The 15,442-nt window shown below is 64.3% G+C and carries 12 protein-coding genes and 1 pseudogene; 7 read left to right on the top strand and 6 right to left on the bottom strand.

Annotated features, from left to right (window positions below):
• Positions 1-247: 247 nt before the first annotated feature.
• Positions 248-961, bottom strand: a complete 714-nt coding sequence (locus tag IVB40_RS06690; protein WP_247818421.1) for a hypothetical protein — start codon at positions 959-961, stop codon at positions 248-250.
• Between the two features lie 280 nt (positions 962-1,241).
• On the opposite strand from IVB40_RS06690, the gene IVB40_RS06685 reads away from it, so the two are divergent.
• Both IVB40_RS06685 and IVB40_RS06680 read left to right on the top strand, forming a co-directional pair.
• A complete protein-coding gene (locus tag IVB40_RS06685) occupies positions 1,242-2,165 on the top strand; it encodes an ABC transporter ATP-binding protein (protein ID WP_247288024.1) in 924 nt (307 codons plus the stop codon).
• Positions 2,162-2,923: an ABC transporter permease gene (locus tag IVB40_RS06680; RefSeq protein WP_247288023.1), complete on the top strand. Its 762-nt coding sequence runs from the start codon at positions 2,162-2,164 to the stop codon at positions 2,921-2,923. Before IVB40_RS06685 ends, IVB40_RS06680 begins: the two co-directional genes overlap by 4 nt.
• Positions 2,924-2,974: 51 nt before the next feature.
• Here the strand turns inward: IVB40_RS06680 and IVB40_RS06675 are convergent, their stop codons facing one another.
• Positions 2,975-3,298: a hypothetical protein gene (locus IVB40_RS06675; RefSeq protein WP_027519597.1), complete on the bottom strand. Its 324-nt coding sequence runs from the start codon at positions 3,296-3,298 to the stop codon at positions 2,975-2,977.
• A gap of 320 nt (positions 3,299-3,618) precedes the next feature.
• On the opposite strand from IVB40_RS06675, the gene IVB40_RS06670 reads away from it, so the two are divergent.
• The 3 genes from IVB40_RS06670 (at position 3,619) to IVB40_RS06660 (ending at position 6,593) form a co-directional block, all read left to right on the top strand.
• Positions 3,619-4,389 (top strand): L,D-transpeptidase, encoded by a 771-nt coding sequence (locus tag IVB40_RS06670; RefSeq protein WP_247288022.1) that lies wholly within the window; start codon positions 3,619-3,621, stop codon positions 4,387-4,389.
• A gap of 224 nt (positions 4,390-4,613) precedes the next feature.
• Positions 4,614-4,868, top strand: coding sequence for an acyl carrier protein (locus tag IVB40_RS06665; protein WP_027570724.1), 255 nt, complete (start codon positions 4,614-4,616; stop codon positions 4,866-4,868).
• 24 nt (positions 4,869-4,892) lie between these two features.
• Positions 4,893-6,593 (top strand): fatty acyl-AMP ligase, encoded by a 1,701-nt coding sequence (locus IVB40_RS06660; protein ID WP_247818420.1) that lies wholly within the window; start codon positions 4,893-4,895, stop codon positions 6,591-6,593.
• A gap of 7 nt (positions 6,594-6,600) precedes the next feature.
• Here the strand turns inward: IVB40_RS06660 and IVB40_RS06655 are convergent, their stop codons facing one another.
• Genes IVB40_RS06655 through IVB40_RS06645 form a run of 3 tightly spaced genes read right to left on the bottom strand, consistent with a single transcriptional unit; the run spans position 6,601 to position 9,976 of the window.
• The gene (locus IVB40_RS06655; protein ID WP_247818419.1) at positions 6,601-7,563 is read right to left on the bottom strand and encodes a hypothetical protein; all 963 of its coding nucleotides are present in this window, start codon (positions 7,561-7,563) and stop codon (positions 6,601-6,603) included.
• A gap of 25 nt (positions 7,564-7,588) precedes the next feature.
• Positions 7,589-8,971, bottom strand: a complete 1,383-nt coding sequence (locus IVB40_RS06650) for an MBOAT family O-acyltransferase (RefSeq protein WP_247818418.1) — start codon at positions 8,969-8,971, stop codon at positions 7,589-7,591.
• A gap of 45 nt (positions 8,972-9,016) precedes the next feature.
• A complete protein-coding gene (locus IVB40_RS06645; protein WP_247818417.1) occupies positions 9,017-9,976 on the bottom strand; it encodes a fatty acid desaturase in 960 nt (319 codons plus the stop codon).
• A 161-nt stretch (positions 9,977-10,137) separates the two neighbouring features.
• Between IVB40_RS06645 and IVB40_RS06640 the strand changes: the two are divergent.
• Positions 10,138-11,134 (top strand): annotated as a pseudogene (locus IVB40_RS06640) (glycerophosphodiester phosphodiesterase).
• A 9-nt stretch (positions 11,135-11,143) separates the two neighbouring features.
• Here IVB40_RS06640 and IVB40_RS06635 read toward each other — a convergent pair.
• Positions 11,144-13,423: a fused MFS/spermidine synthase gene (locus IVB40_RS06635; protein ID WP_247818416.1), complete on the bottom strand. Its 2,280-nt coding sequence runs from the start codon at positions 13,421-13,423 to the stop codon at positions 11,144-11,146.
• 175 nt (positions 13,424-13,598) lie between these two features.
• On the opposite strand from IVB40_RS06635, the gene IVB40_RS06630 reads away from it, so the two are divergent.
• Positions 13,599-15,209, top strand: a complete 1,611-nt coding sequence (locus IVB40_RS06630; protein ID WP_247818415.1) for an NAD(P)/FAD-dependent oxidoreductase — start codon at positions 13,599-13,601, stop codon at positions 15,207-15,209.
• The last annotated feature ends 233 nt before the right edge of the window (positions 15,210-15,442 follow it).

Below are 15,442 nucleotides of genomic sequence, written 5' to 3'. Positions count from 1 at the left end.
CTCGATTGAGGCTGCGGCTTTTTCTCAAGGACGTTTTCGGAAACAGGCCGACCGGCCCACGCCCGCTCGGGCTGAACCGCCATGGGACCGACGTTTCGTTTCCTTGTCATGGTGTGACAACACCAGATCGTGTGCAGAGTTCCCTTCACTCGACCGGCGGGTGATCGAGCTTGGCTTGTGCAGATACGACAATGCCGCCGTCGGCATGACGGCGGCATTGTCAATTCAGCGGCTTGCGGCGAAAGGCTTAATTCCGGGGAGCCGTTGCCGCCGCCGACCGCGCCGGCCTGGGCGTGCCGGGTTCGGCAACCGGAGCAGGTGCGCGCGAGCGCATGATTGCAGCGTCGATCTCGGCAATCACGCGGCGCTGGATCGCCTCGTTCTTGTCGATCGAGATGTGGCCGACGCCGGACCCGCGGACGTCGACATTGTCGAGCTTGCCGCGAAAACCGTCCGCGCGCTTCACCGGCTCGCCGGGGCCGTCACCGATATAGATGTTGATGTAGCGCTCCGCGCCGGTCGACAGCTTGGTCTTGAACACGGAGTCGAGCCCGATCGCGAGTTTCACGGGCACGCCGAGACGGTTGAGCTTGGCGATCATGTCCGGCAGCGCCGTCGCGCCGGAGGAATGCCCGACCAGCACGATGGTCTTGAGCCGGCCGGCCTTGTAGGCGGTGGCGGCCTCATCGGCGAGCGAGGACCAGGACACGAAATTCGAGACGGTCACCGGGATGCCCTGCGCCTGGAGCCGGGCGCCGATGGTGTCGAGCCCGAGCGAGAAGATGTTGAGCACGCCGCGGAGCAGGTAGACATGCGTGGTCGCGACCGCAGCCTGGCTCGGCGCCGCCTTGGCGGTGGTCGGGCTCATGGCAACAGCTGACAGCAGGAGCAGGCCCATCGCCCAGGCACGGAGGGCGGACAACTGGCTGGCGCCAGCGGTGTGACGGCCGTTCGGTCTCATCGATCTTTTCCTTGGGAATATGCTTCGGCCGGAATCGTAGCCATGGCCTGCTCGCAGACGCAACAAAGAGCCGCGTGAACGACGATCTTAGCAGCAAGTCGTGACCATCGCGCAACACTTGCCTGAAACCTGCCTCGGAAGGGCCTGTTTCGAGGCCATTTTTCTCCGGCTAATTGCAGCCGCGCAAGGGCATTCCTATCTCAGGGCTCCGCTGACCCGCCCCTCCCGGCAGGTTCCAGCCTCCCTCCCCAGCCTTCGCCCCCTCAGACTTGCGGCCATCATGTCCTCCATCATTTCCGTCGCCAATTTGTCGAAGACCTATGGGTCCGGCTTCAAGGCGCTCAAGAACGTCAATCTCGACATCAAGCGCGGAGAGATCTTCGCGTTGCTCGGCCCTAACGGCGCCGGCAAGACCACGCTGATCTCGATCATCTGCGGCATTGCCAATCCGAGCGAAGGCAAGGTCCTCGTCGGCGGCGAGAACATCCAGACCTCCTTTCGCAAGGCGCGCTCGCTGATCGGGCTGGTGCCGCAGGAATTGCACACCGATGCCTTCGAGAGCGTGTGGGCGACCGTGAGCTTCTCCCGCGGGCTGTTCGGCAAGCCGAAGAACCCCGATCATATCGAGAAGGTGCTGAAGGACCTCTCGCTGTGGGACAAGAAGGACAGCAAGATCATCACGCTCTCCGGCGGCATGAAGCGTCGCGTGATGATCGCGAAGGCGCTGTCGCACGAGCCGCAGATCCTGTTCCTCGACGAGCCGACCGCCGGCGTCGACGTCGAGCTGCGCAAGGGCATGTGGGAGGTGGTGCGCACGCTCCAGCAATCCGGCGTCACCATCATCCTGACCACGCATTACATCGAGGAAGCCGAGGAGATGGCCGACCGCATCGGCGTCATCAACAAGGGCGAGATCGTGCTGGTCGAGGACAAGGCTACCTTGATGCAGAAGCTCGGCAAGAAGCGGCTGACGCTGCATCTGCAAGGCAAGCTCGATGCGCTGCCGGAGAGCCTCAGGCATTACGAGCTCGACCTCTGCGACGGCGGCGCGACGCTGGTCTACGACTACGACACCAAGGGCGAGCGCACCGGCATCACCAGCCTGCTCGGCGACCTCCGCACCGCCGGTATCCGTTTCAACGATCTCGACACGACGCAATCGTCGCTCGAGGACATCTTCGTCGATCTCGTGAGGGCGTCATGAACTACCGCGCTGTCCGCGCCATCTATCTGTTCGAAATGGCGCGCACCTGGCGCACGCTGCTGCAAAGCATCGTGTCGCCGGTGGTCTCGACCTCGCTGTATTTCGTGGTGTTCGGCGCCGCGATCGGCTCGCGCATCAGCCAGGTCGAGGGCGTCAGCTACGGCACCTTCATCGTGCCGGGCCTGATCATGCTCTCGGTGCTGACGCAGAGCATCGCCAACGCCTCGTTCGGCATCTACTTCCCGAAATTCACCGGCACGATCTACGAGATCCTGTCGGCGCCGATCTCCTATTTCGAGATCGTGCTCGGCTATGTCGGCGCGGCCGCGACCAAATCGATCATCCTCGGCCTGATCATCCTCGCCACAGCTGGCCTGTTCGTGCCGCTGCACATCCACCATCCGGCCTGGATGCTGGCCTTCCTGGTGCTGACGGCGGTGACGTTCAGCCTGTTCGGCTTCATCATCGGCATCTGGGCCGACGGGTTCGAAAAGCTGCAGATGATCCCGATGCTTGTGGTGACGCCGCTGACCTTCCTCGGCGGCAGCTTCTATTCCATCGACATGCTGCCACCCGCCTGGCGCACGGTGGCGCTGCTCAATCCGGTCGTCTATCTGATCTCTGGCTTCCGCTGGAGCTTCTACGAGATCGCGGACGTCAGCATGGCCGTCAGCATCGGCATGACGACGGCCTTCCTGGTGATCTGTCTGGTCGTGATCTGGTGGATTTTCCGCACGGGGTATCGGTTGAAGAACTGATCGAGAGGCGTAGCCCGGATTGCGCTTCGCTCCATCCGGGCTACGGGGACATCACCGATAGCAGTGGAAGCGGTTGTATCCGTCGTAATAGCCGCGGCAGCGACGGTGGCCGCGATGAGGAATGCCGAACACCCCCTCGACCGCGCCGACGGCACCGCCGACACCCGCGCCGACCGCGCCTCCAACCACGCCACCCACGGGGCCGGCTATCCGGTTGCCTTCATAAGAACCTTCCTGGGCGCCCCGAACGATGCCTTGGGCATGGCCAGGCTGTGGGATGCAGGACAGCGCGGCCAGAACGGCGGCGCCAGCAAAGAGCAGACGGAAAGGCAGACCGGCCGGCCGAGAAGCGGCGGCGACGCAAACTTTGTTCATCTTCATTCCCAAAGGTAAAACCGGCGGCGGAAGCCGCCGGTCGAGGCAGCGATCATCAACGCCGATGCGGCCAAATGGTTGCGCCCCGGATGGTTGCGCCATTCTGATGAATTGTCGGCATTATGAACGCATCTCCCGCTCGCGAAAATGTCAGCGCTACCGCTGGCTTTGCGGCACAAAGCGGCCTTGCTTACGCCGGGCGTCCCGTTAACGATGGGCGGGCAGGCCGCTGGAACGAAAGCCGGATTGCAGGCATAGTGCACGCCGGGGGACGGAGAGCCGCGGCGCCTAGTGTGAACAGGCCGGAGGCCACAAGTCAGATGCGTTCGTTTTTTATTGCTTTCACCTCCCTGATGCTTTTGAGCGCGGGCACCGCGCAGGCCAAGGTCGAGATCACCGTCGACAAGGACAATCAGCAGATGACCGTCGCTGTCGACGGCGTCGCGCGCTACCACTGGCCGGTGTCGACAGGCATCCCCTCGCGGGAGACGCCGAACGGCGCGTTCCGCACCTTCCGCATGGAAGAGGATCACTACTCCAAGGAATTCGACGACGCGCCGATGCCGCACGCGATCTTCTTCACCAAGGTCGGGCACGCCATCCACGGCACCGACTCGGTCGGTCGGCTCGGCACGCCCGCCTCGCATGGCTGCGTGCGGCTGTCGCGCCAGAATGCCACGACGCTCTACGCGCTAGTGCAGCAGCAGGGCGTGCTCAACACCACGGTGACGCTGACCGGCTCGGCGCAGGTGGCGCTGGCGCGCAATCCGCGTGGCCGCAACCCCACGGCAGTGGCCCGCGCGCCGCAGCCCGCCGAAGAGCAGTACGCCACATCAGGCGATCCCGTGAACCTGACGCCTCAGGCCGCACCTGCCCGCCGCTACATGCCGCAGGATGACAACTACATCTATCCGGCCGACGGCACCGACACCGGCGCGCGCTACCCGGCGCCGCGTGGCAGCCGCCCGCTCTATGACGCACAGGTCTATCAGCAGCAGCCGCAGCAATATTACAATCAGGGCAACGGCACCTACTATCAGCCGCAGCCCCGGCAGGTTTACCAACCCCGTGGCTATTACTACCAGAACTGACCTATCTGAACGCGGCGTTGCCGCGCCAGCGAATCAAAAAGCCGCTGCTGCGACGGGCGCGTTGCCGCAGTCGACCGCAGGAAACAGCGCCAGCCTGTGCACGGATTGGGCACCGGCCGACGCAAGGAAGCAACAGTCCACAACCTTCAACGCAGCGGCGTTCCGGCCAAATTGACAACCAGGGGGTCACCCGTATTGTCGTCCCATTGTTTTTGGGACATGACATGACACGCGAGCAGATTTCGGATTTCTGCGTTGCCGCCCTGGCAAATATCCTGCGAATTTCGAAGGACCGGGTCGACATCGGCACGAAATTCAGCCGCCTTGGGCTCGATTCGGCGATGCTGGTCTACCTGATGATGGAACTCGAGGAGAAGCTCGACCTCGAACTATCGACGGACGACTTCTACGACCATCCGACCGTTGAGGCGCTGTCGCGATTTCTCGCCGACAAGGGCGCAATCCGTCCCGCCGCCTGAGGGCGACAGAAGCCGGCGCAACCCATGGAAACCTTCCGCTCGCTCGTGGCACTGCTGGCCCGACGTGCGGCGGAGCAGGCCGACGATAGGGCCTACATCTTCGTATCCGATCGCGGGACGGAGGAAGCTGTCCTCACCTTCCGCCAACTGCATCACTCCGCATCCGCCCTCGCTCTGCGATTGACCTTGGCCGCGCGTCCCGGCGACCGCGCCATCCTGGTGTTTCCGCCCGGCATCGAATTCATGGTGGCGTTCTTCGGCTGTCTGATCGCCGGCATCATCGCCGTGCCGATGATGACGCCACGGCGAAACAGCGCGCGCGATGCGAGCGCCGCGATACTCGCCAATTGCACGCCGGCGGTGGCGCTGACCAATTCGGCCGTCGCGCTCCGTGGTGATCTGCGGGCACGCTTCGCGCACGAGCACATTCGCTGGATCGAGGTCGATCTCGGCGCGGCCGATGATGAGACAATCGAACTGCCCGAGCCGGCGCCGGACGACATCGCCTTCCTGCAATACACCTCCGGCTCGACGTCCGCGCCCAAATGCGTGATGGTGAGCCACGCCAATCTGCTCGCTAATCTCGAGATGATCCGGCTCGCGCTCGGCAACACCCGGCAATCGACTTACGTCAATTGGGTGCCGCTCTATCACGACATGGGGCTGATCCTGAACGCACTGCAGGCGCTCTATGTTGGGGCGACTTGCGTGCTGATGGCACCGAATGCGTTCATGCAGCGGCCGCTCGGCTGGCTGCGCGCGATCTCTCATTACCGCGCGGAAGTGGCGTGCAGCCCGAATTTCGGCTTCGACCTCTGCGTCAGCCGCTATCGCGCCGACCAGATGGAGGGCGTCGACCTGTCCTCGCTTAGGATCGCGCTGAACGGCGCAGAGCCGGTGCATGCGGAAACCATCGAACGGTTCATCCAGACATTTACGCCGCACGGCTTCGATCCGTCCGCGATGTATCCGGCCTATGGAATGGCGGAAGCGACGCTCCTGATTTCCGGCGGACGTCGCGACGGCGGTCATGTCACACGCAGCCTGAGCCGCACGGCGCTTCAGGCGCATGCGGCGGAAGCGCCTTCCAGCGCCGAAGACACGCAGATCGTCGTCGGCTGCGGCCGTGCGCTCACCGACGAGCGGATCGCCATCGTGGACGCGGACAACCGCACGCGCCTGCCCGCGGACCGCGTCGGTGAGATCTGGGTGAATGGGCCCAATATAGCCCGCGCCTATTGGCGCAACGACGAGGCGACGCACGAGGGGCTCAATGCGCAGATTACCGGCGAAAACGGGGCGTGGCTGCGCACCGGCGACCTCGGCTTGCTCGACGTCACCGGCGAACTGTTCGTCACCGGGCGGATCAAGGACCTCATCATCGTCCGCGGCATCAACCATTATCCCCAAGACGTCGAGCGCACCGTGCAATCGCTCGATGGAGCTTTGCGCGAAAATTGCGGCGCGGCGTTCTCGGTGCCCGACGAGACCGGCGAAGAGGCACTCGTCATCGTCCAGGAAATCGAGCGCACCGCGCGTCACTCGATCGACACCGAAGCGATCAGGGGCCGGATTCGGGAGGCCATCGCCGACAACCACGAACTCTCGGCGCGCCACATCGCGCTGATCCGGCCCGGCACCCTGCCGAAGACCACCAGCGGCAAGATCCAGCGCAAGCTGGCGCGCAAACTCTGGCTCGATGGCGGTTTCGAGCAGCTCGGCTGAGGACCGCTCAGAAATCGATCTTCGCGTTCTCCCCATCGCGCAGGCTCGCAACGATCCCCTGCTCGATCTTGCGCGCCAGGATGGCGCGATAGTGGATGAAGTCGGCAAAATTGGCGCGGTCGCGCGTAAGATCGTTATCAACGCGATAGTTGATGAAATTGCTGCGCGGTCGGCCCGCGACCACTTTCTTCAGCGCCGCGTCGCAGGCGCTGCGCTCCAGGGCGGCTTCCGTGCCGGGCTTCGGCACGGTGGTCGCGAAGGTCGGCGGCACGATGATGACGACGGGCGCACCGGCCGGCAATGTCCTGACGATATCTGCCAGCGCAGCGATCTCGGGAAATGTCGCCCGCATCTCGGCGGACAAGGATGGCGCCGGATCCCTGGGCCAGCCGACTTCCTTGAATTGGCCCGGCGGCCAGATGTCCTCGTAGCTGACAAAGCCGTCAGGGTTCATCCGTGGTCGCCGGCCAAGGCCGATGCTGATGCGTTGAAAAGCGTGCTCGATGGCCTGCCATGAGATCAGACGCGCAGCGTAGGTGACGACGCTTCTGTCATAGAGCCAGTCGGGAAACGGGACGCCGCCCTCCTCCTTGAGCCGTGCATGCACGCACCAGCCGGGATCAGTCACGACCACCAGGGCACCGACCTCGCGGTGATTCCGCAGGAAGAAGTCCAGCACCGCGAGCTCCTGGCGGGGAAACGCACCGGTCATGTAGAGCTGCACGAATCGCAGGCCGGTCGCGCGCGACAGTTCCATCGGCTCGATCATCTGCGCCGTCGAATTGCCCAGGATCGCGGCATTGAAATCCGGATTTCGCGCGCGGCTCGCCGCCGTGATCTGAGTCCGACGATTATCGACGCCGTCGATGCCAAGCAGGCCGAGCTTGCCGCTGTCATAGGGATCGACCACCACCATCAGTACGAGCACCAGCAGCGCAGCCCCGATCAGCGTGCCCAGACACGCGAGCAAGCTCCGACCCCAGCCGGGGTCGGTCTCAGAACTTGAAGTAGACGAAGTCATGGAGATCCCGACCACCCATGTGAAGCAGCAATGCGAATAGCCCAAGACCGAGCAGACCCGCGAGCCACGGATTGGGGCGACGCGTGAGCACCGCCACGATGTCCTGGCTCGCCGGCAGCAGGAATGCGAACAGCGGCGCTACAATCAGCGGCCACAAATGCTTTCCGCGCTCGAGCGGCAGCGGCGAAACCAGCCCACAGAAGACATGCCATGCCGCCTCCACGGAGCCCGCGCGAAAAATCACGCCGGTCGCGAGCACGAAGAGCACGGTGAGCGTCCAGCCGAGCCATGACGGGAACTCCGGGCCATAGCGACGCCACAGCGTGCAGGCAACCAGCGCAAGCCCGTGCAGCACGCCCCACAACACGAAGGTCCAGCTCGCGCCGTGCCACAGGCCGCACAGCGCCATCGTGATCATCATCGCGCCGAAGAACTGGATCGGTAGCCAGTGCCGCGGCAAAAGACGCAGGTTGACCAGCGGATAAAACACGTAGTCGCGCAGGAACAGCATCAAGGTGATGTGCCAGCGCTGCCAGAAATCCTGGATATTGGTCGAGCGCAGCGGCGCATTGAAATTGTACGGCAGCTGCACGCCGAACAGCAGACCAAGGCCGATCGCGATGTCGGAATAGCCGGAGAAATCGAACAGGATCTGGAAGGAGAAGCAGAAGGCAAGCCAGGCATCGCCGCTGGGCAAGGGCCCGTTCGCTGCCTGCGCGTAGATGGGATCGAGCAGATGCGCGAGGCCGTCGGCGATCACGATTTTTTCGAACAGGCCGATCGCAATGAAGCAGGTCGCCACACAGAACTGGCGCTGCCAGCCCGGAACGTAGTTCTGCCTGCCGAACTGATGCATCACCTCCGACCAGCGCGCCAGGGGGCCGGCGATCGCCTGCGGGAAGAAGGCGATGTAGAGCGCGTAGCGGTCGAGCGCATAGAGCGGCGCCCTGCCGCGCTTCAGATCGACCAGATACATGATGTGGTGGAAGGTGAAGAAGGATATGCCGAGCGGTAGCCCGACGTCGAGCACCGGCAACGTCGTACCCAGCGCGAGACCGAGATTGGCGAGAAGAAAGTTGGCGTATTTGAACAACGCCAGCACCGCGAGATCGAGCCCGATCACCAGCGTCAGCACCGCCGGCCACTTCAAGCGCCCATAGGCGACCGAGGCAAGCCAGTTGATCACGATCAAGCCGATCAGGAGCAGGATGAAGGACGGGCTGCCCCAGGCATAGAAGGCGAGCGACAGCGCGACCTGCACGCCGATGCGCAGATGCGGATAGGGATCGGCCACGCGATAGATCAGCAGCGCCGTGGGCAGGAAGACCAGGAGAAAGGGATAGTCGTTGAACAGCATCGGTTCAAAGCCGCGCCATCGCCGGCGTGAGCCGGCGGATGATGCTCAGCCCGTTTCGAGATCGGGCGCAACGTCACCCGGCTGCCGCAGCATGCGTCGCGCAATCTTCTCCTCGCTCGGCACCTTGACGTCCCAGGCCAGTCCCAGCGCTTCCAGCGCCCGGATAAAGATGAAGCCGGGATCGAACTCGAACCAGCGCAGGCCGAAGGCCGCGGAATAGGGAAAGGCGTGGTGGTTGTTGTGCCAGCCCTCGCCCCAGGCGAGCCAAGCCATCACGCCGAGATTGCGGCTGTTGTCGTCGCGGGTGACGAAAGGCCGCGCGCCAAAGCTGTGCATCACGGAGTTGATGGCGGACATGGTCTGCTCGACCACGAACATGCGCACCACGCCGCCCCAGAGCAAGCCGGTGAGTGCGCCCCACAGGCTCATGGTGGCGAGGCCGCCGATCGCGGCCGGCAGCACCAGGCCGAGACCGACCCAACTGTAATAGTAGCTGTTGACGGCAACCAGCCTGCGATCCGCCATCAGATCCGGGACATAGTGCGCAATATTAGGATAATCGTGCTCAATCATCCAGGTCAAATGCGCGTGCAGGAAGCCGCGCAGGCGGCCGAACGCGCCCTCGCCGTGCAGCCGCGGTGAATGCAGATCGCCGTCGTGATCGGACAATTCGTGGTGCCGGCGGTGCATTGCCGCCCAGGACAGCATGGGACCGCGGCCGGCCATCGATCCCATCACGACCAGGATCGCACTCATCGCTGTGGAGGTCGCGAAGGCGCGGTGGGTGAAGAGCCGGTGATAGCCAACGGTAAGGCCGAGGCCGGTAACCAGCCAGAAGCCGACGAACAGGCCAAGCTCCATCGCGCCGATCGAGCGGTAGAACAGAAGGAGCAGCGCCAGCAGCGTGCCGACGAAGGGCAAAACGTCGAAGATGATGAAATGCCGGCGCTGCATCCGGCGAAAATGCCGGCTGCGGATAATTCGATGATCGCGTTGCTGCTGCACGGGCGGGATTCCAGGGCACCGACTATGAGTACATACCCCCGCGCTGGCCGCAACCCAAGCCACCGCCCAAGGTTTCAACAGCCACGAAAACCTATACAATCGTCCGGACGCGCCAAAACGCGTTGAAATATCGCCCCTTTCCCCTTGCCCCACGAGCCGCCATGCCGTCACGTGCTGCGACGATCTTGACCGTACTGACACTTCTCATTGCGGGACCGGCCATGGCATTTGATTCGGCTTTCGACCTTGAGGCCCATCGCGGCGGGCGGGCGCTGCTGCCGGAAAACACGCTTCCGGCCTTCGCCAATGCGTTGTCGATGGGCGTGGACACGCTGGAGCTCGACGTCGGCACCACCGCCGATGGCGAAGTGGTCGTGTCGCATGAGCGCGGGCTCAACCCTGATATCACGCGGGATGCGAGCGGCGCCTATGTCGCGGCCCCCCGGCACGCCCTTCGTGAAACTGCGGCTCGCCGATATCAGAACCTATGACGTCGGCGAGATCCGGCCAGACAGCCCTTACGCGAAGCAATTCCCCGACCAGCGCGCCATGCCCGGGACCCGCATTCCGACCATGAGCGAGCTGTTCGCGCTGGTGCGCAAATCCGGCAATACGCGCGTGCGCTTCAACATCGAGACCAAGATCGATCCGAACCATCCGGACGAGACGCTCGATCCGCAAGCTTTCGTCACCAAGCTGCTCGCCCTGATCGAAGCCGAAAAGTTCTCCGACCGCGTCATGATCCAGTCGTTCGACTGGCGGACTCTGTTGCTCGTCCAGCAGCGGGCACCGAAGATGCCGACGGTGTACCTGACGCTCCAGCGCGGCTCGAGCCAGACGGTGGCGCTGGACAAGGCGACCAATTGGACAGCAGGATTCAGCCCGGCCGATCATGGCGGGTCGCTGCCCCGGACCATCAAGGCTGCGGGCGGCACGGTCTGGTCGCCCTATTTCGGCGATGTGACCGCGGCGCTGATCGCCGAGGCCCATGCGCTCGGGCTGCGTGTCGTGGTCTGGACGGTCAACAAGCCTGAAGACATGACGCGCATGATCGAGATCGGCGTCGACGGGATCATCTCCGACAGGCCCGATTTGTTGCGACAGGTCGCGGGCGAGAAAGCAATTGCGTTGCCCGCGGCGACGCCGGTGGAGCCGTAGAAGCGGGCCTTACTCCCCGTCCCGCAAGCGCCGGTACAGCGCGCCCAAAATGTTGGAGTAATCGTCGGTCCAGACCCGCACCCTGTCGTCGGCCTCGGTCTGCTCCCATGATTTCGACGATGCGAGCCTGCCGACGTCGGCATCCTCGCGGGCGGAGATGACGACGTCGGTCGAGAAGATGTAGTCGCCATCGCGCCCCGAATCCTCGTTGTAGACCCAGCTCTTGAGATCGTTGGCATCGGCGATGCCGACCACGACGGTCTCGAGATCGAGGTGGCGGTTGGAGACGTGCATCACCACGGCGCCGTGCGGAGCGAGCTTGTCCTTGTAGATCTTCATCGCCTCTTCGGTCGCAAGATGGATCGGGATCGCATCGGACGAATAGGCGTCGACGATGATGAGATCATAGGCGCCGTCCGGCTCCTTCGCGAAGGTGAGGCGGGCATCGCCGATCACCGGCTTCAGGCCCGGCATGCAGCTCGAGATGTAGCGGAAATTCTTCGGATCGCTTGCCGCGTCGACCATGGACTGATCGATCTCGAAGAAGGTCCAGCTTTCGCCCGGCTCCGCGGCGCAGGCGAGCGTGCCCGATCCGACGCCGATCGCCGCGACCTTCAACGGAGCGCCCTTGCGTTCCCGGATCGCGCTGACGGCCTGACCGATGCCGCCATCCCTGTGATAGTAGGTGATCGGCTCGGGCCGGCCGGTGACCGGCGTGCCGTCATTGTTGAGGAAACGCTCGGCGCCGTGGATCGTGGTGCCGTGCATCAGCACATGGAAATAGCCGCCGGGCGTCACCACGATCTTGTGCACGCCGAAGAAGCTGCGCACCGTGGTGACGCGGCCTTCGTCCGCCGGATAAACCCGGATCAACGCCAGCGCCAGCGCGAAGGTGGCGAATATCTTCCAGCGGCCGGCGTTGACCGCCAGCGCCAGCAGCGCGGCGAGCACGCCGACGCCGCTGGCCAGCCAGACGCGGTGATCCTCGAACCAGCTCGACAGGGCGCCCGTCGTGGCAAAGGGCGCAACGAGCACGACGACCAGCGCGGCAAGCGCCAGCCAATACCATTTGACGATGCCCGCCAGCCGCTCGTTCGCCGGCGGCCGGCAGAGCGCGGCAAGCGCAACCAGGATCGGATATTCCGCGATCCAGGAGAATGTGAACGGCGCGACGAGCCCTGCGAACAGGCCGCCGACCATGCCGCCGAACGACAGCGCGACATAGAATCCGGTGAGATATTTCGCGGCCGGCCGGGTCCGCGCCAATTCGCCGTGGCAGGCCATGGCGATGACGAAGAAGCACAATTGATGGCCGCCGAGCGTCAGCAGCAGGTTCTGTTCGCCGCCGAAGGCCAGCAGGAAGACGACGCCCGCGATCGCGACCGGCTGCAGCATCAGCATCCATTTGTGCGGCAGCAGCGGCCGCGACTGGAACACCACCACCCAGGTCAAGAGGTACAGCGACAACGGCAGCACCCACAGCAGCGGCGCGGCCGCGACGTCGGTCGAGATGTGCGCGGTGACGGCGATGAGCAGGCCGGACGGCACTCCGGCGAGGAATATCCAGCGCAGCCGCGTCATGAAACCGGGCGCAGGCGCATTCAAATCCTCGGTTCGTGCATCGACCAGGGCCAGCTTCGGCGAGCGCAACAGCAGCACGCCGCATGCTGCGATTAGGAGGATCAGAATGCCGTAACCGCCGGTCCAGAGCCGGTTCTGCGTGTGCAGCGTGAACATCGGCTCCAGCAGGAACGGATAGGACAACAGGGCGAGGAAGCTGCCGATGTTGGAGGACGCATAGAGGAAATAGGGATCATGTCCGGCAGGATGCCCGGTGCGGACGAACCAAGCCTGCAGCAACGGATTGTTGGCAGCAAGCGCGAAGAACGGCAGCCCGATCGAGATCACGAACAGGCCGAGCAGCCAGATCGCGTAGCCCGAAGCGGGCGGATCGCCATAGGCGGAGGCGATGCCGAGCGGCAGCGTGGCAAACGCCGCGATCAGCAGCAGGAGATGCACCAGCACGGGAACGATGCGGTTCCTCACCTGCATCAACAAATGCGCATAGGCGTAGCCCGCCAGCAGCAGCGACTGGAAGAACACCATCGCCACCGACCACACCGCCGGCGAGCCGCCGAGCCGCGGCAGGACCATCTTGGTGAACAGCGGCTGCACCGAGAACAGCAACAGCGCGCTGACGAAGATCGCGGCGGTGTAGACCGTCAGCAGCAGCCGGTTGCGTGACGAGGACGGCTGCTCCGTGGCGGCGGGTTGCACGATCGAATCCATGGAAGCTCCAGCATATCCCGGCGGGCGCCGGGCGCGCGCAATGGAGCACAAGGCGCCTGAACGAGCAATAAAGGCTCTCGTGATGTTGCAGCGGGGAATGCTTCATATACAGATGTCATTCCGAACCGGGGCGCTCAGACCGTCCCGGACTGACCGTGGAACAGCTTGCACCTTCATGATCGAAACCGACGTCATCATCATCGGCGCTGGCCATAACGGCCTCACCTGCGCGGCCTATCTCGCGATGGCCGGCTTGCGCGTGCGCGTGGTCGAGCGCCGCAAGGTGGTCGGCGGGGCCGCGGTCACGGAGGAGTTTCATCCGGGCTTCCGCAATTCGGTCGCGGCCTACACCGTGAGCCTGCTTAATCCGCAAGTGGTCCGCGACTTGAAGCTGGCCGAACAGGGCCTGCGCATCGTTGAACGACGCGCGCAGAATTTTCTGCCTGCTCCCGACGGCAGCTATCTCCTCACTGGCGAGGGGCGGACGCAGGCATCCGTCGCACGGCTGAGCGCGCGCGACGCAAACGCGCTCGACGGGTTTTCGCGCGAGCTGGAAGATATCGCCGACGTGCTCCGGCAATTCGTGCTGCGCGCGCCGCCAAACCTGCTCGATGGCTTCGGCACGGCCTCGATCCGCGAGGCCGTGAACGCATTCCAGAGTGCCAACATCCTGCGCGGGTTGTCTCTGGAGCAGAGCCGCAGCCTGCTCGATCTCTTCACCCGCTCGGCCGGCGAGATGCTGGATGAACGTTTCGAGCATGATCTGGTCAAGGCGCTGTTCGGCTTCGATGCCATCGTCGGCAATTATGCCAGCCCCTACGCCGCGGGCTCGGCCTATGTGATGCTGCATCACGCCTTCGGCGAGGTGAACGGCAAGAAGGGCGTCTGGGGTCACGCCATCGGCGGCATGGGCGCGATCACGCAAGCCATGGCGCGCGCCGCACGCGACCGCGGCGTCGTGATCGACACCGATGCAGGCGTGCGCGAGGTCATCGTCGAGCGCGACCGCGCGGTCGGCGTGGCGCTGGAGAACGGCACGACCGTCCGCGCGAAATATGTCGCGGCCAACGTCAATCCGAAGCTGCTCTATACGCGGCTGGTCGCCGCCGATGCGCTTCCCCAAACTTTCCTCGATCGCATCCGGCACTGGAAGAACGGCTCCGGCACCTTCCGCATGAACGTGGCGCTGGACCGCCTGCCCTCCTTCACGGCGCTGCCGGGCGACGGCGATCATCTCACCTCGGGCATCATCCTGGCGCCTGATCTCGGCTACATGGACCGCGCCTTTCTCGATGCCCGGGCGCACGGCTGGAGCCGAGAGCCGGTCGTGGAAATGCTGATCCCCTCGACGCTCGACGACACGCTCGCGCCCGCAGGACAGCATGTCGCGAGCCTGTTCTGCCAGCACGTGGCGCCGGAGCTTCCCGATGGAAAGTCGTGGGACGACCATCGTGAAGAAGTTGCCGACCTCATGATCGCGACGGTGGACAAATACGCGCCGGGTTTTGCGACAAGCGTGCTCGGCCGCCAGATCCTGTCACCGCTCGACCTCGAACGGCAGTTCGGCCTGCTCGGCGGCGACATCTTCCACGGCGCGCTGACGCTGAACCAGCTGTTCTCGGCCCGGCCGATGCTGGGCCATGCCGATTATCGCGGACCCGTGAGGGGCCTCTATCATTGCGGCTCCGGCGCCCATCCCGGCGGCGGCGTCACGGGCGCCCCCGGCCACAACGCCGCGCAGGTGATTTTGAGGGATCACCGGTCGTTGTTCGGAAGCCGTGGATAAGCCTGTGGAGGGGCTGTGGACAGACTGTTGGCAAAGCTGTGAAGGCGCGGTGGGTTACGCTCCTCCGAAGCCAGTACAAGTCGGTGGAAAATCCGGGGATGAACGGCGGGATAATCCGTGGACAAAGCCCGGAAAAACCAGCGGGTAAGCCAGTGGGCATTCTGTGCAAGCCAATTCCCAAACACGACTGCGCCCGCCAGGGGGCAATTCCCCCGACGGGCGCGGCTCGAAAG

This window comes from Bradyrhizobium sp. 40 (genome assembly GCF_023100925.1).
In the GTDB taxonomy this organism is placed as follows: Bacteria; Pseudomonadota; Alphaproteobacteria; order Rhizobiales; family Xanthobacteraceae; genus Bradyrhizobium.
This window is presented reverse-complemented; position numbering and strand designations above follow the sequence as displayed.

Bases quoted from the DNA above. Each gene is read 5' to 3' on its own strand.
- IVB40_RS06680 (WP_247288023.1), top strand. From the start codon at position 2,162: ATGAACTACCGCGCTGTCCGCGCCATCTATCTGTTCGAAATGGCGCGC.
- IVB40_RS06675 (WP_027519597.1), bottom strand. From the start codon at position 3,298: ATGAACAAAGTTTGCGTCGCCGCCGCTTCTCGGCCGGCCGGTCTGCCT.
- IVB40_RS06630 (WP_247818415.1), top strand. From the start codon at position 13,599: ATGATCGAAACCGACGTCATCATCATCGGCGCTGGCCATAACGGCCTC.
- IVB40_RS06690 (WP_247818421.1), bottom strand. From the start codon at position 961: ATGAGACCGAACGGCCGTCACACCGCTGGCGCCAGCCAGTTGTCCGCC.
- IVB40_RS06670 (WP_247288022.1), top strand. From the start codon at position 3,619: ATGCGTTCGTTTTTTATTGCTTTCACCTCCCTGATGCTTTTGAGCGCG.
- IVB40_RS06685 (WP_247288024.1), top strand. From the start codon at position 1,242: ATGTCCTCCATCATTTCCGTCGCCAATTTGTCGAAGACCTATGGGTCC.
- IVB40_RS06665 (WP_027570724.1), top strand. From the start codon at position 4,614: ATGACACGCGAGCAGATTTCGGATTTCTGCGTTGCCGCCCTGGCAAAT.
- IVB40_RS06650 (WP_247818418.1), bottom strand. From the start codon at position 8,971: ATGCTGTTCAACGACTATCCCTTTCTCCTGGTCTTCCTGCCCACGGCG.
- IVB40_RS06660 (WP_247818420.1), top strand. From the start codon at position 4,893: ATGGAAACCTTCCGCTCGCTCGTGGCACTGCTGGCCCGACGTGCGGCG.
- IVB40_RS06635 (WP_247818416.1), bottom strand. From the start codon at position 13,423: ATGGATTCGATCGTGCAACCCGCCGCCACGGAGCAGCCGTCCTCGTCA.